The sequence below is a fragment of the Clostridium kluyveri DSM 555 genome, assembly GCF_000016505.1.
GTDB classification, from domain to species: domain Bacteria; phylum Bacillota; class Clostridia; order Clostridiales; family Clostridiaceae; genus Clostridium_B; species Clostridium_B kluyveri.
In genome coordinates, this window is sequence record NC_009706.1 from 681720 (window position 1) to 707980 (window position 26261).

Annotated in this window: 19 protein-coding genes; 12 read left to right on the plus strand and 7 right to left on the minus strand. The window is 31.3% G+C overall.

The window, feature by feature from the left end; translation table 11 throughout:
* Nucleotides 1-64: 64 nt before the first annotated feature.
* Nucleotides 65-1375, minus strand: a complete 1311-nt coding sequence (locus CKL_RS03420) for an aminotransferase class V-fold PLP-dependent enzyme (protein WP_011989264.1) — start codon at nucleotides 1373-1375, stop codon at nucleotides 65-67.
* A 275-nt stretch (nucleotides 1376-1650) separates the two neighbouring features.
* On the opposite strand from CKL_RS03420, the gene dhaL reads away from it, so the two are divergent.
* Nucleotides 1651-2304, plus strand: coding sequence for a dihydroxyacetone kinase subunit DhaL (gene dhaL, locus CKL_RS03425; protein ID WP_011989265.1), 654 nt, complete (start codon nucleotides 1651-1653; stop codon nucleotides 2302-2304).
* A 35-nt stretch (nucleotides 2305-2339) separates the two neighbouring features.
* Entirely contained in the window at nucleotides 2340-2732 is a 393-nt protein-coding gene (gene dhaM / locus CKL_RS03430) for a dihydroxyacetone kinase phosphoryl donor subunit DhaM (protein WP_011989266.1), read from the plus strand.
* A 152-nt stretch (nucleotides 2733-2884) separates the two neighbouring features.
* Here the strand turns inward: dhaM and aspD are convergent, their stop codons facing one another.
* Nucleotides 2885-4516 carry an aspartate 4-decarboxylase gene (gene aspD / locus CKL_RS03435; RefSeq protein WP_011989267.1) on the minus strand — a complete coding sequence of 544 codons (1632 nt, stop codon included), beginning with the start codon at nucleotides 4514-4516 and terminating at the stop codon, nucleotides 2885-2887.
* A gap of 162 nt (nucleotides 4517-4678) precedes the next feature.
* Here aspD and sdaAB point away from each other — a divergent pair, with 162 nt between their 5' ends.
* Together sdaAB and sdaAA are read left to right on the plus strand one after the other, a co-directional pair.
* Nucleotides 4679-5362 carry an L-serine ammonia-lyase, iron-sulfur-dependent subunit beta gene (sdaAB, locus tag CKL_RS03440; RefSeq protein WP_011989268.1) on the plus strand — a complete coding sequence of 228 codons (684 nt, stop codon included), beginning with the start codon at nucleotides 4679-4681 and terminating at the stop codon, nucleotides 5360-5362.
* A gap of 3 nt (nucleotides 5363-5365) precedes the next feature.
* Nucleotides 5366-6244 (plus strand): L-serine ammonia-lyase, iron-sulfur-dependent, subunit alpha, encoded by an 879-nt coding sequence (gene sdaAA, locus CKL_RS03445; RefSeq protein ID WP_011989269.1) that lies wholly within the window; start codon nucleotides 5366-5368, stop codon nucleotides 6242-6244.
* Between the two features lie 106 nt (nucleotides 6245-6350).
* On the opposite strand, the gene CKL_RS03450 is transcribed toward sdaAA, so the two are convergent.
* Nucleotides 6351-6554, minus strand: coding sequence for a cold-shock protein (locus tag CKL_RS03450; RefSeq protein ID WP_011989270.1), 204 nt, complete (start codon nucleotides 6552-6554; stop codon nucleotides 6351-6353).
* Between the two features lie 220 nt (nucleotides 6555-6774).
* Between CKL_RS03450 and CKL_RS03455 the strand changes: the two genes are divergently transcribed.
* The 5 genes from CKL_RS03455 to CKL_RS21480 all read left to right on the plus strand — a co-directional run bounded on the left by CKL_RS03455 (nucleotide 6775) and on the right by CKL_RS21480 (nucleotide 15588).
* Nucleotides 6775-7956, plus strand: coding sequence for an MFS transporter (locus CKL_RS03455; protein WP_011989271.1), 1182 nt, complete (start codon nucleotides 6775-6777; stop codon nucleotides 7954-7956).
* 155 nt (nucleotides 7957-8111) lie between these two features.
* Nucleotides 8112-9602 (plus strand): threonine synthase, encoded by a 1491-nt coding sequence (thrC, locus tag CKL_RS03460; RefSeq protein ID WP_011989272.1) that lies wholly within the window; start codon nucleotides 8112-8114, stop codon nucleotides 9600-9602.
* A gap of 795 nt (nucleotides 9603-10397) precedes the next feature.
* Entirely contained in the window at nucleotides 10398-11462 is a 1065-nt protein-coding gene (locus CKL_RS03465) for a sensor domain-containing diguanylate cyclase (RefSeq protein WP_011989273.1), read from the plus strand.
* 39 nt (nucleotides 11463-11501) lie between these two features.
* A complete protein-coding gene (gene addA / locus CKL_RS03470; protein WP_011989274.1) occupies nucleotides 11502-15209 on the plus strand; it encodes a helicase-exonuclease AddAB subunit AddA in 3708 nt (1235 codons plus the stop codon).
* Nucleotides 15210-15465: 256 nt separating this feature from the next.
* Nucleotides 15466-15588, plus strand: a complete 123-nt coding sequence (locus CKL_RS21480; protein ID WP_265874532.1) for a hypothetical protein — start codon at nucleotides 15466-15468, stop codon at nucleotides 15586-15588.
* Between the two features lie 49 nt (nucleotides 15589-15637).
* Here CKL_RS21480 and CKL_RS03475 read toward each other — a convergent pair whose 3' ends face one another.
* From CKL_RS03475 to CKL_RS03485, 3 genes are all read right to left on the minus strand, one after another.
* Nucleotides 15638-16276, minus strand: a complete 639-nt coding sequence (locus CKL_RS03475) for an amino acid ABC transporter permease (RefSeq protein WP_011989275.1) — start codon at nucleotides 16274-16276, stop codon at nucleotides 15638-15640.
* Nucleotides 16277-16296: 20 nt separating this feature from the next.
* Nucleotides 16297-17103: an amino acid ABC transporter substrate-binding protein gene (locus CKL_RS03480; RefSeq protein WP_011989276.1), complete on the minus strand. Its 807-nt coding sequence runs from the start codon at nucleotides 17101-17103 to the stop codon at nucleotides 16297-16299.
* Between the two features lie 189 nt (nucleotides 17104-17292).
* Nucleotides 17293-20355: an insulinase family protein gene (locus CKL_RS03485; RefSeq protein WP_011989277.1), complete on the minus strand. Its 3063-nt coding sequence runs from the start codon at nucleotides 20353-20355 to the stop codon at nucleotides 17293-17295.
* A 484-nt stretch (nucleotides 20356-20839) separates the two neighbouring features.
* On the opposite strand from CKL_RS03485, the gene CKL_RS03490 reads away from it, so the two are divergent.
* Nucleotides 20840-22783 (plus strand): ASKHA domain-containing protein, encoded by a 1944-nt coding sequence (locus CKL_RS03490; RefSeq protein ID WP_011989278.1) that lies wholly within the window; start codon nucleotides 20840-20842, stop codon nucleotides 22781-22783.
* Nucleotides 22784-22837: 54 nt separating this feature from the next.
* The gene (locus tag CKL_RS03495; protein WP_011989279.1) at nucleotides 22838-23719 is read left to right on the plus strand and encodes a uroporphyrinogen decarboxylase family protein; all 882 of its coding nucleotides are present in this window, start codon (nucleotides 22838-22840) and stop codon (nucleotides 23717-23719) included.
* On the opposite strand, the gene CKL_RS03500 is transcribed toward CKL_RS03495, so the two are convergent.
* A complete protein-coding gene (locus tag CKL_RS03500; RefSeq protein ID WP_011989280.1) occupies nucleotides 23636-24958 on the minus strand; it encodes a S8 family serine peptidase in 1323 nt (440 codons plus the stop codon). The genes CKL_RS03495 and CKL_RS03500 overlap by 84 nt on opposite strands.
* 327 nt (nucleotides 24959-25285) lie before the next feature.
* Here CKL_RS03500 and hemB point away from each other — a divergent pair, with 327 nt between their 5' ends.
* Nucleotides 25286-26254, plus strand: coding sequence for a porphobilinogen synthase (hemB, locus tag CKL_RS03505; protein ID WP_011989281.1), 969 nt, complete (start codon nucleotides 25286-25288; stop codon nucleotides 26252-26254).
* Nucleotides 26255-26261 lie beyond the last annotated feature (7 nt).

Sequence of the window (26261 nt, forward strand, 5' to 3'; positions counted from 1 at the left end):
ATGCAAAAAATTATAATACAACATACTTGATTAAAATATATGTTGTATTATAGAGGTAAATTTATTATATAGTATTTTTGTTCTTAATTATCTTTTCCAAAGTATTAATTAAAATGTCAACTTCGCTATAAGTATTATATAATCCAAAACTTAATCTAACCATGCCTGGGCGAAAATCATTATAATTATATTTAAAATAATTTATTTCCTCTGGAGAAAGTTTTAAAAGTCTCTGTACATAAGGGTTGGCGCAAAAGCATCCATTTCTTACTGCAATACCACTAAGATCCGAGAGAAGTTTCGCAGTGGTTTCGTGGTGAATTCCTTTTATATTAAAAGGCAGTATGGCAACCTTATTGCAATCAGGTCTTGTATCACCATAAAAAATAATATCTGGAAGTTTCATCATTTTATTTAAAGTATATTTATAAAGCTCTATTTCTTTATTGTCTATGGCATTCATACCTAGTTTATTTAATACTTTTATTGCAGCTGTAAGTGCTACTACTCCTATTACGTTAGGAGTTCCAGCTTCGTTTTTTTCGGGAGGGTCAGCCCAGAGTACATAATCATCTGTTACAAGTTTTATAGTACCACCTCCACTGTATTCAGGAGCTACATTATAAAAGATTTTTTTCGGACCTATCAGTACACCTATACCAAAAGGAGAATACATTTTGTGGGCAGAGAAAGCCAAATAGTCAATACATTCTTCTTTTAGGGGACGGTTCATGTATATGGGGTAATGAGCTACTGCTTGTGCACCGTCTACAAGAATTTCTGCTCCAAAGCTGTGAGCAATTTTTGCTATTTCATATATTGGATTTTTATATCCTGTTACATTTGAAGCTCCTGCTACACATACCAATTTAATTTTACCGTTATGCTTTTTCAATTTATATTTTAAATCTAATAAATTTAATTTTCCAAGCTCGTCCAATTCTACATAATCTACTTTAAATTTATGCCTCCAGGGTAGATCATTGGAATGATGTTCCATTCGAGTGGTCAATATAACTGAATCTTTATATAAATCATTGAGTATATAGGATAATTTATTTATGGCTTCTGTGGTATTTTTTACATAAATCACCGTATTTTCTTTGCTGTCACAGTGGACAAAATTACATATAGTATTTCTTGAAAGCTCATAAGCTTCAGAGGAAAATTGAGATTTAAAACCAGTTCCTCTATGAATTGAGGAGTAATATGGTGAAAAATCATTTATTTTTTTCAAAACATAGTTAAAAGGGGGAGTAGTAGCTGCATTATCAAAATTTATGGCAGTTACAAGTTTATTGTTTTTTAAAGGAATTTTTGTATTTACACCCGCTATAAGTCCTCTGTAGCCGTAATTTATTTCACCATAGGACAATTGAAATCACTTCCTGTTAGCTTTATTATAGAAGTAAAAGTATAATGGCATACTTTTACTTCTATTTATATTATGTAGCGGTAATTATAAATGTACCAAATTATTTTTTTTATTTTATGAATAAAACATTGCACATTTTCTATATTTCTTATATATTATATGTAACAAATATAAAGAGGATAACATGATGATGGATAGTATAGCTGTAAACGATAACGTAGCTGCTAAAAATATCTGTTTATATAAAATATAAATGTAGAAGGAGATACATATATATGAGCATAAATGGAGTACAGGTAAGAGAAATATTAAATAGTATGGCAATATTGATAAATGAGAATGTAGATTATTTAACCGAACTTGATGCAGCTATAGGAGATGGGGATCATGGCTTGAATTTGGACAAGGGATTTACGGCTGTGAGAAGAAAGCTGAAAGATAAGGACCTAAATGATATAGGGCATATTCTTAAAAAGGTTGGAATGATTCTGGTATCAAATACAGGAGGGGCATCAGGTTCTCTTTACGGTACTGCCTTTATAAGGGCAGGCATGACAGCAGATGGGAAACAGACTGTGGATATAAAGGATTTTTTAGAAATGCTTGAACAAGCTTTAGTTGGGATTAAAATGAGAGGAAGAGGAAAGCTTGGAGGTAAAACCATGATAGACGCCATAGAACCTGCAGTGAACTCTTTAAGATATTCTATAAGTAAGGGATTAGATAGTGTAAAATCTCTTGAGAATGTAAGAAATGCTGCTTTTATAGGAGTAAAAAGTACTGAAAGTATAATTTGTAAAAATGGAAAAGCCAGTTATCTAGGAGAAAAAAGTATAGGGTATCCAGACCCAGGGGCTACATCCAGTTATCTTATGTTAAATGCTATTTATGAAAAAGTTAAAGAACTATGTGCAGTAGAAAAGAGTTAATTTAGGTTAACTAATTTTATTAGGAGGTTATTTTAATGGTTGGCGTTGTAATCGTATCTCATAGTAGTGAAATTGCCAGAGGGGTGAAAAATCTGGTTGAACAAATTTCTCCAGAGAGTAATGTGGCATCTGCTGGAGGTACAAAGGATGGCAGACTTGGTACTGATGCATGTAAAATAAAAAGTGCTATAGAAAAGGTTTATAGTGAAGATGGAGTGCTGATATTATTTGATTTGGGCAGCGCATATATGAATGCGGAGATGGCAATTGAATTTTTAGACAAGAGTATGCAATCAAAGGTTCAAATAATAAATGGAGCATTGGTAGAATCAGCACTGATAGCTGTAGTAGATTCTAGTATAGGCAAAAGTATAGAAGAAATAAAGGAGCATTTGGAATGTATGTGTATAGATAAAATGCCTTTATAAAATTAGAGAATGATAGATATCTTCAATAAACAACAGATTAGTGTTCTAGTCTATTTCATATAATACTGTTTAAATGGATTCCTATGATAATATTATTGTCATAGGAATCTGTTTTTTGTTTGATATTAAGTGGCTCTATAATTTTAATTGCTTTATTTTCGGCTATTTTTCCAATCTCTCAGGCAGTCTTTTAAAATATTGTGGAGTATATGGCCTATTTCGGAGTAGGATTCATCATTTAAGTTTGCAAGGGAGATTCTTATGGACCATTCTGGTGCATAAAATCCGGCACCACTTAATAGTACTATGGAAGATTTCTCGGCCAATTTAAAAAGAATATCCACTGGTTTATAATTTTCCTTTAAGTATGATCCAAATTCTTTACCATAATGATGCTCTGACCATTCAAGCAAATCAAATTCAGCATAATAAGAGGCATCATATTCATTTTTTTGTAAATCTATTCCCAATCCATCAAATAATAATTTTTTGCGTTTTCTACAAATGCTATTTGTTAAGTTTCTATATTTTTTTTCTTTGTCCAGTAGATCAAAAGCTGCAAAAAAAGCCATTTGTACTTGTTGGGGGGTAGAAAGGCCTGCAGTATGTTGGAGTGCTACTTGACGGCTATCTGCCACAATTCTGTCGATAAAATCAATTTCTCCGGGGTTGACTGAAAGGGCTTCATAGCGTTTCTTAATAGACTTTTTTTTATTTTCCGGTAATGCTTTTAAAAGTTTATCGAATATATTATTTTTATGAAGAGCAATTGTTCCTAAACGCCAACCAGTTACTCTAAAGTATTTTGAAAAAGAATAGACTCCTATGGAATTAAAAGGTAAAGCTGATACTATAGAATGAAAATTATCTGGAAAAGTTCCATATACATCATCGGAAATTATCATTAAATTGGGGTTTTTATTTTTAACTATTTTCACCAAATATTCTATAGATTCAGATCTTATAGCTACTGAAGGAGGATTACTGGGATTAACTAAAAATAAAGCTTTAATGCCTGGGTCATATAATTTTTCAAGTTCTGATTTAGGATATTGCCAAGTATGAGTACTGTCTTCTAGAGATTCAGATGCCATAATCCTGATTAGGTCAAAATCGTATCTAGGTATAACTGGAATTTCGAGATAGGGGGTGAAAATCGGAGTCATAATTGCAATTTTATCTCTTCTATGTAATAATTCATTGGCTATTAGAGAGTCAAATATGTAACATATTGCTGCAGTGGCACCTTCTACTGAAAATAATTTAAACTCTAGGGAAGAATCTTTAATATTATATATCCGTTCAATTAAATATTGATGAACTATTTTTTCTACATGGATTAACATTCTATTTGGAGTAGGGTAATTGTCACCAATAATTCCGTCTGTTAGTTCATAAATCCAATCTTCTGCAATGAATCCTTGAAAATTGATACCATAATTTATAATGTTCTTAAGTAATTCCACTCCAGGGGAATTTTTGTGATCTTCCAGATATGTGTAAAATCTTTTATCAATACCTTTTTTTTGGGGCATTCCAGCCAAGGTATCTTGATTCCAAGTTCTTCTACATTCTTCTGCGGCGAACTGCCCAAAGGTAAAAAAGGCTTCTCTAGGGGTAATTGCTACCCAATTAGGATTACCTCTCCCTGCATCTAAAAGAGTGCGAACGCTTTTTTTCTTTTGATTTTTAGCAAGATTAATTAGTTTATCTTTTAGTTCAAAAGGACTAATTCTGCCATAAATGCGTTCTAATTCTAATAATTGAATATTTTTATTATACATAGTTAATCCTCCTTATATAACTTTTTTTATAATTATGTTATAATTACAAAGTTTATATTGTGTAGATTTATGATGTAATATTCTAATTTTAGATATAGTAATAGTATTTACTTTTATGTGTAAATTCTTATAATATAAAATTGTTGGGAGGTCGGTATTAAAGTGAGAGAATATAGCGTTTTTGATATTTTAGGACCTATTATGATAGGGCCTTCAAGTTCTCATACAGCAGGAGCCGCAAGATTAGCTAAAATTGCGGAAATTATTGCAGGAGACAATATTTCGAAAGTTCAGTTTTTACTTCATGGTTCTTTTGCAAAAACTTATAAAGGGCACGGCACAGATAAAGCACTGGTTGCTGGAATATTAGGTATGAGTCCATGGGATGAAAATCTAAGGAACTCTATGGAAATAGCGGAGAAAAGAGGCATTTGTGTAGAATTTATAGAGAAGGATTTAGGAGATGTACATCCAAATACAGTTAAATTTATTATAACTAAAAAAAACGGCGAAGTGTCACAAATAATGGGTTCCTCTATAGGCGGAGGCAATGTAGTGATAAATGAAGTAGATAAGGATAAAATAGAATTTACAGGAGTTTATCCCACTATACTTATAAATCATTTAGATATGCCAGGTATGGTTGCCAGGGTATCGGAAGTGCTTTATGAACATGAAATAAATATAGCCTTTATGAAAGTATATAGAAAAAGTATAAAAGGTTCCAGAGCAGTTATGGTATTTGAAGTGGATGATTTTATCATAAAAGATGTAGTGGATGAAATAGAAAATATACCTAACATATATAAAGTAAGGGCAATAAATCCTGTAAATGAGGAGGAGTAATTTATGGTTGATACTGGCAGTGAATTAATAGATATATGCAGTAAAAAGAAGATGAAAATATGGGAGTATGTAATTGAAGAAGAAATGAAATCAGAGAATAGAAGTAGAGAAGAAGTCTTTAAGGCTATGACAAAAAATTTTTATGTGATGAAAGATTCTGCAGAATATGGGTTAACTCATAAAATGAAATCTATAAGTGGACTTACAGGAGGAGATGCTTATAAATTAAATAGATATTATGAAAAGGGAGAGACTCTTACAGGTAAGTATATGATAAAGGCTATGGCAAGAGCTTTATCATGTTCAGAAGTAAATGCTGCCATGGGAAAAATTGTGGCTGCACCTACAGCAGGTTCCTGTGGGATAATTCCAGGAGCAATAATAACTGCAGGAGAAATATTAGATAAAAAAGATGAGGATATGATTAAGGGATTGTTCACTGCTTCTGGAGTGGGGATAATAATAGCTAAAAATGCCAGTATGTCCGGGGCAGAAGGTGGATGTCAGGCAGAATGTGGTTCTGCAGCAGCCATGGCAGCTGCAGGAATAGTTGAGATTATGGGTGGTACTCCCAAACAAGCATTAGATGCAGCAGCCATAGTAATAAAGAATATAATGGGATTAGTATGTGACCCGGTAGCAGGGCTTGTAGAAATTCCATGTGCCAAGCGAAATGTAGGTGGAACAGTAAGTGCGTTAACTACAGCGGATATGGTTATGGCAGGAGTATGCAGTAAAATTCCTTTTGATGATACTGTTTTGGCTATGTATAAAGTGGGAAGGCAATTACCCTGTGAATTAAGGGAAACAGCTCTTGGAGGGGTTGCAGTTACAGATACAGGGCTTAAATTGAAAGAAAAAGTCCTAGGAAATAATATATAAAATTTAAAAACTGTTTTTAAAAATGAAAAACCACCTTTTAAAAATAAAGGTGGTTAAAACATTCGTTCATTTATGTTAAGATGTTTTATTATGCTATAAAATTGTATTATAATTTTACAACATTAGCAGCTTGAAGACCTTTTGGTCCTTCTTCAACATCAAATTGAACTTTCTGACCTTCTTCTAAGTTCTTTCTTGCTTCATTACTCTGAATTGCAGTGAAGTGTACGAAAACGTCATTTTCACCTGGGACTTCAATAAATCCAAATCCTTTCTCAGAGTTAAACCATTTTACTGTTCCTGTTTTCATTTATTATCCTCCTAAGATAAAACACTTATAATTGATATATCTTAATTTTGTATATCGGTGTTTATTAATTATTGATTACATTAGTATATCATAAAGAAATAAAATTAACAATATATTTTAAAGTATTTATTTCTATTATTGTTATTTAGTAAAAACATTATGCATTGGATTTGTGATATAATCGAAATAAATTTTATAAAAATCTATGGAGGAATTTATTATGGAGCATAAAGAAATAGACCATAAAAATATAGATTCCAGACTTGTTTGGATTATGGCTATAATTTGTGGAGTAACGGTAGCAAATCTATATTACAACCAGCCTTTGCTTGGAGAGTTATCTCGAAGCTTCAATGTATCTACAAAGGATATAGGTTTAGTATCTACTTTTACTCAAATAGGATATGGAATAGGAATGTTTTTTATAATACCCTTGGGTGATATCATAGAAAGAAAAGGAATGATTTTAAAATTATTATTGGCTTCTGCAATATCTTTACTTTTATTTGCTTCTTGTAAAGATATAAAGGCTGTTATTGTCTGTAGCTTTTTAGTTGGATTTACAACAGTAATTCCCCAACTTATAGTGCCTTTTGCAGCAGAACTTTCATTGCCTGAAGAAAGAGGGAGAGTTCTAGGAACTGTTTTGAGCGGACTTCTAGCAGGCATTTTATTAGCTCGTACCATAAGTGGATTTATAGGAACTTTTCTGGGATGGAGAAGTATGTATTACATTGCTGCTGTACTCATGATTATTTTATATATAGCAGTAGTTAGATTTTTACCTAAAAGTGAGCCTTTGTCTAGGGAATCCTATAAAAATATACTTATTTCTTTAAAGGATATAATTAAGAAAGAATCACTGCTTAGAGAAGCATCTTTAAGTGGCGCCATGATGTTTGGAGCTTTCAGTATATTTTGGACAACCATTATATTCTTTTTAGAATCACCAAGTTATAATATGGGAAGCAAGACGGCAGGATTATTTAGTCTAATTGGAATATCCGGGGTGGTTGCTGCTCCTATTATAGGTAGTTTTAGTGATAAAAAAGGGACTAAATTTACAGTTGGCATTTCTATTTTTTTTGCTGCATCAGGATTTGTAGTATTTCTTATATTTGGACATAATATTGTAGGACTTATAATTGGACTAATATTACTAGATCTTGGTACTCAATCAGGGCAAGTTTCAAATCAAACCCGTGTACACAGTCTTTTACCAGAAGCTAGAAATAGATTAAATACAGTTTTTATGGTTGCCTATTTTATCGGGGGAGCATTAGGCTCTTTTATAGGTACCTACAGTTGGAATTCATACGGTTGGATGGGAGTGTGTATATCAGGACTGACTTTTTTATTTATTGCTTTAATTAATCATATAATTACTATAAGATCTGTATGAGTACATTATAAATAATAAATACTTGTTTTAAAACATAATCTAATGTGACAAGAATATGTTTCAATTATAATTTTCAAGTTATATGTCATATGTTATTATATATATTAATATGTGTTAACTACATGGTGTTATAATTTTAGGAGGAGTGATATATTTTGAAGGAGATTTATTATAATAGTACCAGAGGTCTAAATAAAAATTTTACTGCATCCAGGGCAATATTAAATGGAATATCCGAGGATGGGGGATTATTTATTCCGCACACCATACCTTTTATAGATGAAGAGGAATTAAAAAAACTTAAGTATATGACTTATAAGGAATTGGCCTTGTGTATAATTGAAAAATTCTTTACAGACTTTAGCAAAGAAGAATTAAAAGAATGTATAGATTTAGCCTATGATAATAAATTTGAATCAGATAAAATAGTTCCTTTGGAAAAAGTGGGAGATGTATTCTATCTTGAACTATTTCATGGTCCCACTTTAGCTTTTAAGGACATGGCATTATGCCTTCTACCACATTTGATGAAGACTGCTGCTAAAAAACAGAAGTTACATAAAGAAATAGTAATACTTACAGCTACATCCGGAGATACAGGAAAGGCTGCTTTGGAGGGTTTTGCAAATGTAGAAGGGACTAAAATAGTAGTATTCTTCCCGGAACAGGGAGTAAGCAAGATTCAAAAAAAACAGATGGTGACCCAACAGGGGGGAAATACAAAAGTAGTAGGTATAGAAGGAAACTTTGATGATGCCCAAAGCGAAGTAAAGAAAATTTTCAATGATCATGAATTAAAGGAAGAACTAAATGAAAATTCCTACAGATTTTCTTCTGCCAATTCCATAAACATAGGAAGACTCATTCCTCAGGTAGTTTATTATTTTTATGGATATATGGAACTTTTGAGAAGAGGAGAAATAAACTTTGGGAACAAAATAAATTTTTCTGTTCCTACAGGAAACTTTGGGAATATACTTGCGGCTTATTATGCTAAAAAGATGGGACTTCCAATTAACAAGCTCATATGCGCATCAAATGAAAATAGGGTACTTTACGATTTCTTTGAAAATGGAACCTATGATGCAGAAAGAGAATTTATTTTAACTATATCTCCTTCCATGGATATACTTATATCAAGCAATCTTGAGAGACTTATATATGATATAAGCGGCAAGGATTCCACGGTTGTGAACAAACTGATGACAAATTTAAGTGAACACAGTAAGTATACAGTTAGTGAAAGCATGAAAGAGGAATTGAAGGTATTTTACGGAGGATTTGCAAGCGAAGAAGAAACTTTGAAGTGCATAAAAGAAACTTTTGATACATATCAGTATCTTATGGATACTCATACCTCTGTAGCCTATTCTGTCTATAAAAATTACTTGAGGGATACTTGTGATGATACAAAAACCATAGTGGTTTCAACAGCAAGTCCATTTAAGTTCACCAAATCTGTAATGAGTGCTTTGGACACTAAATATAGCTACCAGGAAGATCTGGAACTTGTAGAAGTTATGAGTAAAATTGCATCACTTGAAATTCCAGCACCTATAAGAAAATTGGAAGATAGTAAAGTTGTTCATAATACTGTGTGTAAAAGGGAAGAGATGAAGGAAGAAATTAGAAAATTTTTATTGTAGTTTATTGCATAATGAAATAATACTTAATTTACCAGATAATTTTATCCGAAGGCTAGAATTAGCTACCCCCTCATCTTCTTTAGGTGGGGAATAGGCATGGCTAACGCCTCTGGGTAAGTTCTTCTAAGGTTCAGATTACGATGAGTATTCCTTATAGGCAAATTCCACCTGAATCTAAGAATCACTTGATATTTTATTTGGTAAATTCTTTTTTAACTAATTATATGTAAAATTATGTTATGATTTTTACTCAATTATGGCTTCATTGTTGGTAAGCCCCTAATATAAAAACGCATAAAGGTTTAAGTAGAATTTACTAGAATTTTGGAGAATAAAGTTATAAACACTCTGCTAATTTAATGTAAAAAATCTAATAGGCATTCATTATAAGTAGTATAATGTGAAATTAAGAGTTATAATTGTAATATAAATTTTAATTTTATTATATATTATTTTAAATGAGCTGTTTGAGAGATATAAATTGTTAAGAATAATTTACATAATGTTAGGCATATTCATAAGGAAAAATTTTCTTGTGAATATACACTTTTAAAAGTATAATTATTAATATACAATAATTTTTATGGCTGTATTATATTAATTATCTAATGGTTTAATTTATCCGAATGCTGTAAATAGCCAATGATTCCATATTATTCAAAGTACGAGATAAGCGTGGCTAACGCATCTGGATAGGTTCTTCTAAGATTCAGGTGGAGAATATATTTTTTATAGGCAAACTCCACCTTAACCTAAGAAGAACTTGATCAATAGTTTTAAATAGAGGAGAGGGTTATGTTAGCATCATTATTAGAGAAGTATAATAAACTAAAGCTTGATTATGAAGGTTATCAAAAAATGGCTGAAGAAACCATACAAAGACAGAATATAAAGATTGTAGAGTTAGATAAAAAGCTAGATATGTTGTCTCTAATAGTTGAGACGAGTCAGTATATAAATAAATGTCTTGGAAGTGTGGAGATAATTTCTAAAATACAGGATATAATGATAGGAATTTTAGGAGTAACTTATTCTACTGTGTATATTTTAGAAAATAGAAAACTAAAATTAAAGTGTACTAATTTAAGCAGCACTAAACATCATTATAGTATAAACGAATATAATAGTAAAATAGTACACCAGCTAGATACTAAATTATACAACTCCTTTAACAATATATGTAAAGATGATGATATTCAAATCCACTCTTCAATATTCATGCCAATATATTTAAAACAAAGTCTTCTTGGTGCAATTATAGTAGAGCATAAAATATATAATTATTTAAATGAAGAACATATTAAGCTTTTGACTGCACTTAGTAATCAAATTGCCATATGTATAGAAAATAATAGACTTTATAATAAGATAAAGGAAAACTCTCAAAAAGATTTTTTAACAGGCCTTTTTACCAGAAACTACTTTTTTTCTGTCATAAAGGAAAAAATAAAGAATTGTGGCTGTGGATTTGCTATCATAATGGTAGATATAGATAACTTCAAAAGATTTAATGATAATTTTGGCCACCAGTATGGTGATGTGGTGCTTAAAACTGTAAGTAATATAATAAAAAGTAGTCTTAGAAAAGAAGACTTAGTAGCTAGATATGGTGGAGAGGAAATTATAATATATATGTATGATATTAAAGGAACTTTGGATGTATATAACAGAATGACTACAATAAGAAAGCGTATAGAAGATGAACTTATAGAATATAATGAGAATTCATCTCATGTGACGGTTTCTATGGGAATAAGTATATCCTCTAATAATGAGGAAAATGTTGAAGATATGATAAGAAAAGCTGATGTAAATTTATACAAGGCAAAAAATACGGGTAAAAATAAAGTAGTATGCTAATGAACTGATATTTTTATAGAATTAAATAAGGTGATAAATGTGAATACAAAGTGGACGGAAACTCAAAAAAGTGCCATATTTACTCCAAATTGCAACTTATTGGTGGCAGCGGGAGCGGGAACTGGTAAAACTGCAGTATTGGTAGAGAGAATACTACAGAAAGTAATAAATGATAGTGAAGAAGTTGATATAGATAAATTATTAGTGGTTACATTTACAAATGCAGCAGCTTCTGAGATGAAGGAGAGAGTGGGAGAGGCACTTTCTAAGCTGCTTGAGTTAAATTGTACTTCTAAAAATCTTCAAAGACAACTTGCCTTATTAAACCAATCCAACATAATGACAATACATTCTTTTTGTCTTAAGGTTATAAAGAATAATTTTCATAGAATAGATTTAGATCCTAATTTTAGAATATGTGATGACACAGAATCTAAGTTATTAAAGCAGGATGCCCTTTTAGAACTTTTTGAGGAAAAGTATGAAGAAGAAAATTTGGGATTTTTAAATTTGGCAGATGGATATGGGGGAAAAAATGATAGTAAACTTCAAGACATTGTACTTTCCCTATATGAATTTTCTCAGGGCAGTCCATGGCCTAAAAGATGGCTTCAGGATGTCTTAAAAGACTTCAATTTAGGCAGTGATTTTGATTTTGGAGATACTAAGTGGGCCAAGGTATTGATGCACAATGTAACTGTGGAGCTTAAGGGCTGTAAAAATAAGATGAAAAATATACTGAATACAATTGAGAATATAGAGGGATTAGAACATTATCTGGAACCCTTTAAAAGTGATATTGAAAGTATAGATAAACTTATAAATATTACCACCTGGGATGAAATAAGAGATGAATTTATTAAGTTAAGTTTTAATAAACTTCCCTCTAAAAGAACAGATCCTCTGGTTAAATCCTATAAAGATAAAGCCAGAAATACAAGAGATGAAGTAAAAAAGAAATTAATTAGTATAAGAGAAGATATAATTTTATGCACAGATGATATATATGAAAATTTCAAAGAAGTATATCCTTTAATGAAATCTTTAACTTTTCTTGTTATGGACTTCTATGAAAAATACCATAATAAAAAAAGTGAAAGAAATATGATAGATTTTAATGATATAGAACATTTCTGCCTTGAAATATTAACCAGTAAAGATAAAAATGGAGATATAATCCCCTCGGAAGCGGCTTTAGAATACAGAGAATACTTTGAAGAAATATTTATAGATGAGTATCAAGACAGTAATGAAGTCCAAGAAGTTATAATGAATATGATAAGTAGAAAAAATATTTATGCTAATTTATTTATGGTAGGAGATGTAAAGCAGAGTATATATAGATTTAGACAGGCAAGACCAGAATTATTCTTAGAAAAATATAATAGCTATGATGAAAAAGAGGGTAGTAAAAATAGGAAAATCAAGTTGTCTGAAAATTTTAGAAGCAGAAAAGAAATAATAGATGCTATAAATTATATATTTAAACAAATAATGTGTAGGGAAGTTGGAGAACTTGACTATGGTGAGGAAGAATGTTTAAAGAGTTCCGCACGATATGAACCTTTTGAAGGAAATTGTGGTGGAGATGTAGAACTTCATGTGGTAGATAAAAAGGAAAATGAAAATAAATTAGAAGATGAAAATGAGGAAGAGTTATTAGATGCTATTTCTGTGGAAGCACGGTTGGTGGCATCAAAGATAAATGAATTAGTAAATCCCTCATTGGATCAGTATAGTTTTAAAGTATATGATAAGGAAATTGATAACTATAGATCTATAATGTATAAAGATATAGTGATATTGATGCGTGCTACGCAAAATTGGGCACCTGCATTTGTGGAGGAACTAAATAATTCAGGAATACCTGTATTTGCTGATACTTCTGTGGGGTATTTTCAGGCTATTGAAATAAAAACTATAATATCTCTTCTTCAAATAATAGATAATCCGCTTCAAGATATTCCCTTTATAGCATTACTCCGCTCTCCTATAGGAGGATTTTCTCCAGAGGATCTTATAGATTTAAGAGTAGTTAATAGGGAAATATCTTTTTACGAAATACTAAAAGCTATAAAGGAGCATAGTCTGGAGTTAAAATACTCTTTAGAACATATAGATGAAAGATTGGAATATAAGGTGGAACAATTTTTTAATAAACTTTGTCTCTGGAGGAGAAAAGTTATACATATGCCCATAGATGAATTTATATGGCATATTTATATAGAAACAGGATATTATGGTTTTGTAGGTGCTATGCCTGGAGGTATTCAAAGACAGGCAAATTTAAGAATGTTATTTGAAAGAGCTAAACAGTATAAAAACATTAGTTATAAGGGGCTTTTTAATTTTATAAATTTTATAAATAAACTTAAAAGCAGCAGTACTGATATGGGAAATGCCAAGATACTTGGAGAAAATGAGAATGTAGTCAGAATAATGAGTATACATAAGAGTAAAGGATTGGAGTTTCCTGTAATAATACTTTCTGGAGCAGGAAAGAGATTCAATTTGACAGATATAAATAAAAGTGTATTATTTCACAAAGAACTAGGACTTGGACCAGAGTATGTAAATTCTGAAAGACATATTTCCTATCCTACCATTGTTAAGCAGGTATTAAAAAGAAAATTAAAGATGGAAACTCTTTCAGAGGAGATGAGAATACTTTATGTAGCTTTTACCAGAGCTAAAGAAAAACTTATAATAACAGGGACAGTAGATAATATTGAAAATACTTTTCAAAGATGGTGTGAAGCAGCTTATTGTGAAGAAGATAAACTTCCTGAATATTCACTTATAAATTCTAGGAATTTTTTGGATTGGATAGGACCTGCAGTGGCAAGGCATCCTTGTGGAGAAATTATTAGAAAAGTGTGTCCTTTTGAATATAATTTAAATCTTATAACAGGAGATGATTCTAAATGGAAAGTATTTGTATACAGTAAAGATAATTTTAAAAGTACATTGGATGAGAATATAGATGAAGATATAATAGGAAAGATTAAAAGTTTAGAGTTAGATAATAATAAAGAAATATACAAAAATGAAGTGTATAGAAGACTTAATTGGACTTATAAATATGAACAATCTTCTAAAATAGCTGCTAAATTTTCAGTATCTGAGTTAAAGAGAAGATTTAAGTTAATAGATACAGAAAATGGTATAGAATTTATGGAACCAATATACTTAAAAAAACCGGCTTTTTTAAGGGAAAGTAAAGGACTCACTCCTTCTGAGAGAGGAATTGTTATGCACCTTGTTATGCAGCACATTGATATTGACAAAGTTGGTTCTTATGAACAGATAAAAGAGCAAGTAGATAAATTGGTATTTAGAGAATTTATAACTGAAGCAGAAGCCAAGTCCATATCAGTATATAAAATAATAAAGTTTTTTAATTCTGAAATTGGAATAAGAATGAAAAAGTCAAATAATGTATACAGGGAAGTTCCATTTTATATGGAAATAGAAAGTACAGAATTATATAAACAGCTGCCACAGCACATATATAGAGATGAAAAAGTATTAATTCAGGGAATAATAGATTGTTATTTTGAAGAAAACAATGAATTAATACTCGTAGATTATAAAACTGATCACGTAGGAGATATAGATTCAATTAAAGAAAAATATCAAGTTCAAATTTATTATTATGGAAGGGCATTAGAAAAATTAACAGGTAAGAAAGTTAAAAAGAAATATTTGTATTTATTTTCTAAAGACTATATACTGGATTTATCTTAAATATAACTTAGATTACACTATAATTTTTAGTAACTTTTTTGAGAGTTTTTAATAATATATAAATATAAAAGATTTCAATATATACAAATTTTTATGGCTGTATAATAAAAAAATTTTATTATAGAGCCAAAATGTTTCATTTGAGTTAACGGTTATTTATTGTATACGTTTTCTAAAAACCCATTTGAAAATATTGGGATTTAATAGATTGAAATTCTAAAGAGACTAAGGTAAATTGTTAGTGAGGAGGTATAAGATGAAGGATACTAAAAAATTTAAAATAACCATGGAAGTAATAGAAGAATGTTTAGAAGAATGTCTGGAGAATGATAATGTATATAAAAACAAAGAAAAGCCAAACTTTGTTAGTAGTAGATAACAAAATTTGACTTTATAAAAATTAATTCCAGTATAAAGTTTGTAATAAATTATTTTACGGAATATTTTTTTTCTAACTGTCTAAAACCCATAACCAAAACTGAAGTTATAAGGAGATACAAAGCTGCAGCTATGAAAAAAGGAGTAATTGTAAAATCACGAGTTACCACCTCTTTTGCCGCCCTTAAAAGATCACCAACTCCAATAGTAGCTACTAAGGCTGAATCTTTTACTAAATTTATACTTTCGTTACACACGGCAGGAAGTACATTTCTGATAGCTTGAGGAATGATTATTTTTGTTATAGTTTCATAATAATTCATTCCTAAAGCTTTTGCAGCTTCAAATTGTCCTCTATCTATGGATTCAATACCCGCCCTAAATATTTCTGCTAAATATGCAGCATAATTTATGGTAAAGGCCAAACTTGCAGCGGCTAATGGTGACAATCTTATGCCAATTACAGGAAGACCAAAGTATGCAAAAAATAGCTGCAATAACAAAGGGGTTCCTCTAAAAGCCCAAGTATATAAACTTAATATAACTTTTAAAGGCTTAATCTTAGATATTTTTCCTACAGCAACTATACCACCGAGGGGTATAGAAAAAATAGCAGTTATAAGGAACAATTCTATAGTTATTAAGCTTCCCTTTAGTATAAATCCTGTAATGTCCATAAGTTCAGACACGCAAATCACATCCTAACCAATTATTTTGTAACTATATTTTTACCAAACCACTTTTGAGATATTTTATCTGCGGTTCCATCACTTTTTATAGTATCCAGCGCTTCATCTAGTTTTTCTTTAAAGCTTGTATCTGTTTTTCTTATACCTACACCGTAATCCTCTACTCCAAAGTTATCGTCCAGTATTTTATATAAATCAGGTTTCTTCTCTATATAGTACCTTCCTACAACTTCATCTACTATTACTGCATCTGTACGTCCTTGACTTAAATCTAAAAGTGCTTCTGTATTGTTTGAGTATTTTCTGACTTCTTTTAAAGATTTAGAGGTGTCAGCATCTGCGTTTAATGCCTTTTCACTACTGCTTCCCATCTGTAGTCCCACTGTTTTGCCTGATAAATCCTTTTTACTGTTTATAGTTGAATTCTTTTGTACTACGATTATCTGTTTATTTTGAAGATATACCTTTGAAAAGACTATTTGTTTTTTCCTTTCTTCAGTTATAGTTAAACCATTCCATATAACATCTATATCCTTATTATTCAAACTAAGTATTACGCCATCCCATTCAACAGGTTTAAACTCAACTTTAACTCCTAGTTTTTCTGCTGCTGCTTTTGCCATATCTATGTCAAATCCAACTATTTGACCTTTTTCATCTCTAAACCCCATTGGAGGGAAGCTGTCATCTAGTCCCACCACAAATTTACCTTTTGCCTTTATATCATCCCAGGATGTATCATTTGATTTTTGAGTTTGTCCACATCCTGTGAGTAATATTCCCATCAGGAATATTACAATAGTTAAAATTCCAAATTTTTTCTTCATTTTATATATCCCCCTATTTGTATGAATTCTAATTACACTAAACATTATAATTTACTGTATTAAATTTGTAAACCAATAAATTATCGGATAAACAATGATAATGTAGTAATTCATAGAAAAATATATTAAAGAGGGAAAAACCCTTAAAGTATAATTGAACATTTCAATTTACTTTAAGGGTATTGGTATTTACTTTCCTGTATCTACGATTTCATTGAATAATTCTTTATTCTCTTGAATTTTATCGCTGGAACCCTCTAAGAAATATATATTTTGGTTTAAAACTTTATCTAACATATTCCCATAATTTCTTATGTCTTCTGGTGTAGTGGAAAGAGCTTCTTTTTCATATTTTAGAAGATCATTAGGGGAAAAACCTGTAAGATATATTGAATCACAAAGGGCACTTTCCACAAGTGGTCCACTAATCTTTAAATTTACAAATTCTTTAATGGCACCTATGATATATTTTGTCATTTCATCATCTGATGCTTCAAAATTTTTAAGATAGTTTACTGTGGTTTTAAAAGTTTGCAGAGTTTCTTTTAGGTTTGGGTCTCTTATGGATGCAAGAATAACTTTTCCATCGGATGAGATGGAGATCTGGCCTCCATAGGCACCGCCGGATGTCCTTAACTCATTCCATAGATATTCTGTATTTAGTATATTTTGAAGTACCATCATCTTTCCACTGTAACTATATCCAGTACCTTTTAAAGTTCCACCTTGTAGTATTGTTTGCACTTTGGCAGAAGAAGAAAAGGCTATATTTTTATTGGTTTTTGTAAAAGTATAATTTTGTTCTGGAACACTTTTTGATGTAATTTCTGAACTTATACGGTTTAATTCGGTTTTAAATTTTTTAATGGAGGAGTCACTTCCACTGCAGCTTGCTATTAGATTATTTTTATTAAAGGCAAGCTTATAGGTGTCATTTAAGTTTTTATAGATATCCTCCCATTTTGAATCAAAATTATCATCTAAATCTTGTAAAAACTTATAATATGAAAGACCAGAAAGTTCTTCATTGTATTTTCCACCGTCACTCATATAAGAATTCATAGTCATAAGTGCAGCACTTCCAGAACCAGAGGTAAAAATTGACTGAAGAGCTGCTTTATTCTGTTGTATGGTCTGTTTTATTTTCTCTTTATTTTCAAAGCTGCTTTCATTTATAATTTCCTTAATTATATCCAAAGATTCATCAATGGTATCCTCCGGCATTAACATGGATACTATAATTTTAGGAGAATATTTATTAAGATTTTTACTATTTGTTATTGCAGAAGGTATAAAACTTATAGATCCCCCAGCATTTTCTAGCATTTCATTTGAAAGTTCCTCGGAAGTGTGTTTTTTGGTGTCTACATTTCCAAGTAAGGAGGATAATAAACTTAAGTAATGCAATTCATCTTGAGGAACCCTGGATGTATCAAAGTAAAGATTCAAAGTGGATAGTCCATTTAAATTTTGAACATGACTGAGAACTTTTACACCAGATTGATTTTCAACTCTATAGCTTAAATTAGGAAGTTCAAGTTCAATGTCATCTAAAGAAAGTTTTGGCAAGGTGTTTAATGCTTCATTAGAATCTTCATTTTTTTGCCATGAGGTAAAATCTTCTGTATCCTTTACCAAAGAATTAATTGTTGTTTCATCCAAGCTGTTTTTATAAGCCTGAAGCTTTTCTGCAAGAGCTTTGGAAGTTGTACTTTCAAGACCTACTTCAGGTTTCATTATAACTAGTGAATAGTAATTGTTTGTAAGAAAATACTTATTAATCAGATTTTTGAAATACTCATTTTCATCTGTTTCTTTGATTTTTTCCATTATGTCATCTGTGTCAAAGTACATGGTAGGATCTTTATCATATATCCATGTAGCTAATGCGGTTTGTGATAGCACAAGACCTGTTCCTCCAAGGGAAGGTAATATGAGCTCCTCAGAGTTAGCGCTTATATCATAAGATGCCAGGGCAGATTTAAGAAAATTCTCATCAAATCCATTTTTATAAATATCCTGTAGTGTATTAAAAATGGTTTGCTTAAAAACTTCACTGGAGGACTCATTTGAATTAGAGGCATCAATAGAAAATGTAGGTTGGATACCTTCCATATTAAAGGAAGAAGTTACATTTACTGCAATACCTTTATCTGCAAGAGCTTTTTTAAGTGGAGCATTGTCTGTACCCATAAGCAGATAACTTAAAAAGCTTAAGGCTATATTTTCCTCTCTGTTATCTATGGTTCCTGTGACAAAGTTTAAGGAGAGATAGGTTTTATCTTTTGTATCACTGTCTTCTGGTATAGAGTAACAAGCTGTTTTTACAGGTATATTGGACAAAGGTTCCTGTAGCTTTATGGAAGTATTTGCTTCCACCTTGTCAAATTTACTTAAATAATTCTGGTCAATAAATTCAAGATACTCTGCTATATTCAATTTACCATATAGATATATATAACTGTTGGAAGGTGAATAATTTTTTTTGTATGTTGACACTAATTGCTCTATTGTAAGGTTTGGAATTTCTTCAGGGTTCCCACCTGCATCCCACTTATAAGAAGTATCAGGAAAAAGCGACTGCATTTTTGCATTATGTAAAATATAATCTGGATTTGAGTAATTGCCTTTCATCTCATTGTATACTACACCATTAATTGAGAGGTTAGAATCTACCGATGGAAGTTCATATCTCCATCCTTCTTGTTTAAATATATTAGAGTTTGTGGTAAAATTTGGATAAAATACTCCATCTAAATATACATTCATTAAATTTTTAAGATCCTGTTCATTTGTACTGGCTACAGGATATGTAGTGTAGTCATTATATGTTAATGCATTGATGAACGAACCTAAGGAGCCCTTTAAAAGTTCTGTAAATGGAGATTTAACAGGATAGTTTTTAGAACCGTCCAAAACTGAATGCTCAATAATATGATTTACCCCGGTATTATCTGAAGTAGGAGTGCGGAAACTGATATCAAAGACCCTTTGAATATCTTCATTGCTAACATACATAAGCTTTGCACCCGTTTTTACATGAGTAAACAACATAACAGAAGAGTTGATTTTGGGTATATCTTTAATTGAAGTAAGTTCAAATCCATAGTAGGTTTTTCCTACTTCATTACACGTTGTAATGTTTGTATCTGATGCATAGACGATTTTGTTGGTAAATACCATATTGGACGAAGAAAATAACATAAAAGAAATTACAATTAAAGCAGTTATTTTTTTGAAAAACATTTTCATTATATGTGCCCCCCTTATATTCTTATATAGATATTATTTGACTTTTTATTGAATTTAATAATCTTTTAGGTGAAAAAATTATAATATATTAAAAGTCCATTTTTGACGTGTTTTTTGAGATTATATTTATCCCAAGGTTAGAATAACTTGACAGATGCTTTAAGTGAATTATAACATGTATTTTCCAAGTGCTCAAATTTATATACAAATTGTCAAATATAAAATATATATTAGTTAATTTTTAATATTGAAAAATAAAAAATATTTTTATAAAGTTTGTAAATATATAAATACTTATTTTTCAATAGATGGCATAAGCAGATTTTATATAGTATACTATGTTATAATATATTTCTTTTTTATCCTCAGTAATAATTTCAGATGGGTTGATCATATTGGATAATATTAAAAGGGGATTTTTTGTAGAAAACTAAAAATTACAATAAAATTATTTTGGCTTTTGAATTAAAAGAGGTGGGAACTAATGCAGGTAAATGTTATTTTTCAACCTACAGGTTATAGGGGAAAAATATGTTCAGGAAAAACTATTTTAGAGGCCTGTCAAAAATTTGGTATTAATTTGGAATCTCCCTGTGGGGGGAATGGAACTTGTGGAAAATGCAAAGTTAAATTAGAGAAAATATTATGCAATAAGGAGAGTGATTTCAGTAACAGCAGTATTTCACCAATTACAGAAAAAGAGAGAGAAATATTGACAAAAGAGGAGCAATTGCAGAATTTTAGATTAGCTTGTTGTACTAAAATAACCGAAGACATGGTAATTTTTGTGCCTGAGAAAAGTGAGAAGGGAAAGCAAAGAATCCTTGAAACTTCAGGGTCAAAATTATTTCATTTAAATCCCGGGGTAAAAAAATATTACATAGAATTAAAAAGTCCCACACTGGAGGACTGTAGAGATGATTTTACCCGGGTTAAAGATGCATTGTTACATAAATATAGAAATCTAGAAAAACATATTTCTATGGATTATAAAGTAATGCAAACTTTGTCTTCATTATTGAGGAAAGAAAAGTATAAGATAACTGTGACATTATGGATGGATAAGGAAATTATATCTGTAGAACCCGGATTCAATGAGAATATATATGGAGTTGCCATGGACGTAGGTACCACAACTATTGCAGCTGCTTTATGTGATTTATCCAGTGGTGAAGTAATAACACAGACCTCAAGTTTAAATCCACAGATTATATATGGAGAGGATATACTATCTAGAATTTCCCATTGCAGTATAAATAAAAACGGACTTGAGGAGATGCATAGTTTAATTATTAAAGAGATAAATAAACTATTAGAGGAATTGGCTGCTTCAATAAATAGGAATGTGAATCAAATTTATGACATGGTAATAGTATTTAATACTGCTATGCATCATATAGCTTTAAATATAAATCCTGAATATCTCGGACAATCTCCTTTCACACCTGTCATATCCCAGGGACTAAATATTAAAGCAAGGGAATTAGATATAAATATATGTAAAGGGGCCTATATGTACAGTCTTCCTATTGAAGGAGGCTTTGTAGGTTCAGATAATGTTTCTGTATTAATTTCTCAGGAAATCCATAAACAAGATAAAATGCTTATGATAATTGATATTGGAACAAATGGTGAAATAGATTTTGGAAATAGAGAAGGGGTGTTTTCTACTTCCTGTGCAACTGGCCCTGCACTTGAGGGAGCACAGATGAAGTACGGCATGAGGGCAGTTACTGGAGCTATTGAAAGAGTAAAAATAAATTCTCTATCTCTAGAAGCTGATTTTAAGGTGATTGGAGAAGATAAGTGGAATAATACAGCTGAAGTGGGAGGGGTAAAAGGAATATGCGGTTCGGGCATAATAGATGCTGTGGCGGAGATGTATAAAAACAGCATAATTGGGAAGGATGGAACCTTTAATAAAAAAATAGTGTGTCCCAGAATACGTAGAGATGAAGAAGGAAGAATGGAGTATGTATTGGTGTGGAGACGTCATACGTCTATAGGAGAGGATATTTCTATAACACAAAAAGATGTAAGAGCCGTACAACTTGCAAAATCAGCATTATATGCAGGGGCAAAAATGCTTATGAAAAAAAGAAATGTGGACTCTGTAGAAGGGGTTATATTGGCAGGTGCCTTTGGGAGTTATATTAATAAAGAAAATGCCCTTGTTATAGGGCTGTTTCCAGATTGTGATTTAAATAATGTAGTAGTTGTAGGAAATGCTGCAGGTGAAGGAGCTAAAATAGCTCTTTTAAGTACAGACAAAAGAACTGAAGCTGAGGAAGTGGCTAAAGATGTACAGTTTATGGAGTGTGCAGCAGAAAAGGACTTTGAAATGGAGTTTTATAATGCTATGAATTTTCCACACAGTGAGGATGAATTTCCACATATCAAGCATATTCTTGATAGTATTTCAAAATGATATTATATCTAAAGGGTAAGAGAGCTGTTTAAAGTGAAAAGGATGGGATAGATAATGAATTTACATATTGACTCCATATGTAAGGGGGAAAGAATGGAGCAGATTCCCGTACCAGTTTTAAATGAAACAGGTATATATTTTGGAGATGCACATTTAAAAAAAGAATGTATGGCTGTTGTTTCTGAGAAAATAAAAGAGTTTGATAAGAAATGTATCTGCCATGTGCCTTTTTCTGTGACTGTAGAAGCAGAAGCTTTTGGTGCTAGAGTAAGATTAGATGAATATAGCAATGGTATTCTAATAGATGGCTTTAAATATACTAAAATTGAAGAACTTTCAGAACTCTATGAATTTGATCTCGATAAAGGCAGGATAAAAGAGGTATTAGATTGTATTGAAATATTAAATACAATGGGAAATATTGTAGCACTTAATGTAGAAGCACCTTTTACCATATTAACTTTGTTAATAGATAATTTAACTATTTATAGGGGACTGAACCGACAAAGTGATATTATTTACAATGCACTTTTAACTATACAAAATAGTATTAGAAAATATATTATTAGAGCCTTGGAAAAAGGTGCCAGAATAATATCTTATGCAGATCCCAGTGGTGATATTGATATTATAGGTCCTGAAATTTATAAAAAATTCAGTGGTTATATGTCCTATGGACTTATAAATAGTTTAGAGGATTATATGGATAATTCTATAATACATCTTTGTGCAAGAACTTCTCTAGCCTTTGAAAAATCAGGTTTTTGCAGGTCAACCCCCATGAAAATTAAAAAAGGCATTACATATGGAGAAGCTATTTGTAGTGTATTAGATAAAAAAAATATCAAGGTCTTAGGTCATAAGTGCATAAATTGTAGTAATGAAATAGTGAAAGATTCTCTCATTTGGAAACTTGATTTGAAGCATAACTATTAAAGGAGTTCTATATGAACCAGATGGTACAGAAGCTGTAGGTTTAGGTATTTTTGTAGGTGTAGTTCCATCTAATGTGTAGTATATGGAAACCCCACTGGTGGTATCACTTAGCGAAACAGTTTGACTTGAAGTATAAGTTCCAGCTGCTATACTTGCTGTCGGAGTTGATATTGTTGTAGTAGTTGTGCTGGTTGGAGCTGTTATTAAACCATAACCATATAGAGAGTCTTTACCTGATATTCCCGGATCTATTATATTGCTGTCCAGTAGTTGCCTCAATTGTACATTAGTGTAACTTGGATATTTCTGTTTTAATAGTGCTAAGTCTCCAGTTACAAAAGGAGTTGACATTGATGTACCACTCATTTTTTCATAGCCATTATTTAAATAGGTACTTACTATATCAACACCTGGTGCACTTACTTCAAGTTTGCTTCCCGTAGAGGAAAAACTAGCCCTGGTATTGTTAGAATTTACTGCTCCAACTGCAATAACAGAAGAATAATTAGCCGGGTATTCAATGTTTGTTCCAGTACCTCTGGTATTACCATCATTACCGGCAGCTGCTACAATTAGTATTCCATCATTATAGGCTGTGTCTATAGCATTTTTTAATGCAGTAGAAGATTCATCGGAGCCAAGACTCATTGATATTATGTCCATATCATTTTGTATTGCCCAATCTATTCCAGATATTATATCTGAAGTATATCCTTCACCATCAGAATCCAAGGCTTTTACAGCATATATAGAAGCATCTGGAGCTACTCCCTTAACCCCTCCGTTTAATCCTTGGGCTGCTATAATGCCTGCCACATGTGTACCATGTCCATTTTCATCAGTGTAAGATGTTGAGGAGGAATCACTTATAACATTTTTACCACCTGCAATGGTTAGATTTGAATGTGATGCTATTCCACTATCTATAATTGCAATTTTTATATCTTCACCTGTTAGTCCAGATGCCCATGCCTGGGATGCATTTATATCATCAATACCCCAGTTAGTAACTGAAGTGGAGGATTTAACTGAAGAAACTGTTGACATTTTTACTATGTAATCTTCTTCCACATAATCTACAGCGGAATCTTGTTTTAGTTTTGATATATCCTGTGGTGTCATTTCAGCTGTGGCTGCATTAAAATTATTAAACTGATGTTTAAAATCTTCATCATATTTTGATATTAATTTATTTTTGTCAGTACTGCTTGTCTTAAATTTTATTATATATCTCTTCATAGAAGATTTTGAAGAATTATCAGCAAAAACTGTTGTATAAATGTCAAATATTTATGTGAAAATTATGTGATTCATTATTTTCATCCGAAGGCGGCAATTAGCTAATACTCCCACCTTCTTCAAAGTGGAAGATAAGCACTGAGATGACTCTGGATAAGTATTTCAAATTAAGAATTGTAGTTACTAATAATAAAATTTGTTATATAAACACATATATAAAAATATCAATTTATGTTACTATATATGAAACATAAAAGTATCTATTAATGAGGCAATATAAGTAAAAGTTAATGTATGAAAGGATATATCAATTCTGGAGGTAAAAAGATGTTTAAAAGATATAGAAGACTTAGGAAAAATTATGCAATAAGGAGTATGGTAAGGGAAACAGTATTAAATGAAGAAGATTTTGTTTATCCTTTGTTTATTGTAGAAGGAAATAATATAAAGAAAGAAATAAAATCTCTTCCTGGAAATTTTCATTGGTCTGTGGATAGGCTTGACGAATTGGTGGAGGATATAGTCAGAGCAGGAGTAAAAGGTGTAATCATTTTTGGAATTCCAAATTATAAAGATGATGTAGGCAGCGGAGCCTATGATGATGAAGGTATAGTTCAAAAAGCAGTGCGTGAAATAAAGAGAATTGCACCGGATATTTGGGTTATTACAGATGTTTGTATGTGTGAATATACTAGCCATGGACACTGCGGCATAGTAATAGATAATTCTGTAGATAATGATGAAACATTAAAGTATATAGCTAAAATAGCTCTTTCCCATGCACAGTCAGGAGCTGATATGGTGGCACCTTCTGATATGATGGATGGAAGAGTAGGGGCAATCAGAAGTATTTTAGATGAAAATGGCTACAAAGATGTAAGTATTATGGCCTATAGTGCCAAGTATGCATCTGCTTTTTATGGACCTTTTAGGGAAGCTGCAGATTGCTGCCCTGAATTTGGAGATAGAAAGAGCTATCAGATGGATCCTGCAAATAGCAGAGAAGCTATGCTGGAAATTCAGGAGGATATTGATGAGGGAGCGGATATAGTTATGATAAAGCCTGCCCTACCTTACCTGGATATAATAAAAATGACAAGAGATAAATTTGATAATCCTATAGCGGCATATAGTGTAAGTGGAGAATTTGCCATGATTAAAGCTGCAGCAGCCCTTGGAGTTATAGATGAAAAAGCCATAGTACTTGAGAGCCTTACATCCATTAAAAGAGCGGGAGCAGATATAATAATAACTTATCATGCAATAGACGTAGCAAGGTGGATTAGAAGAGATTGATTTATTA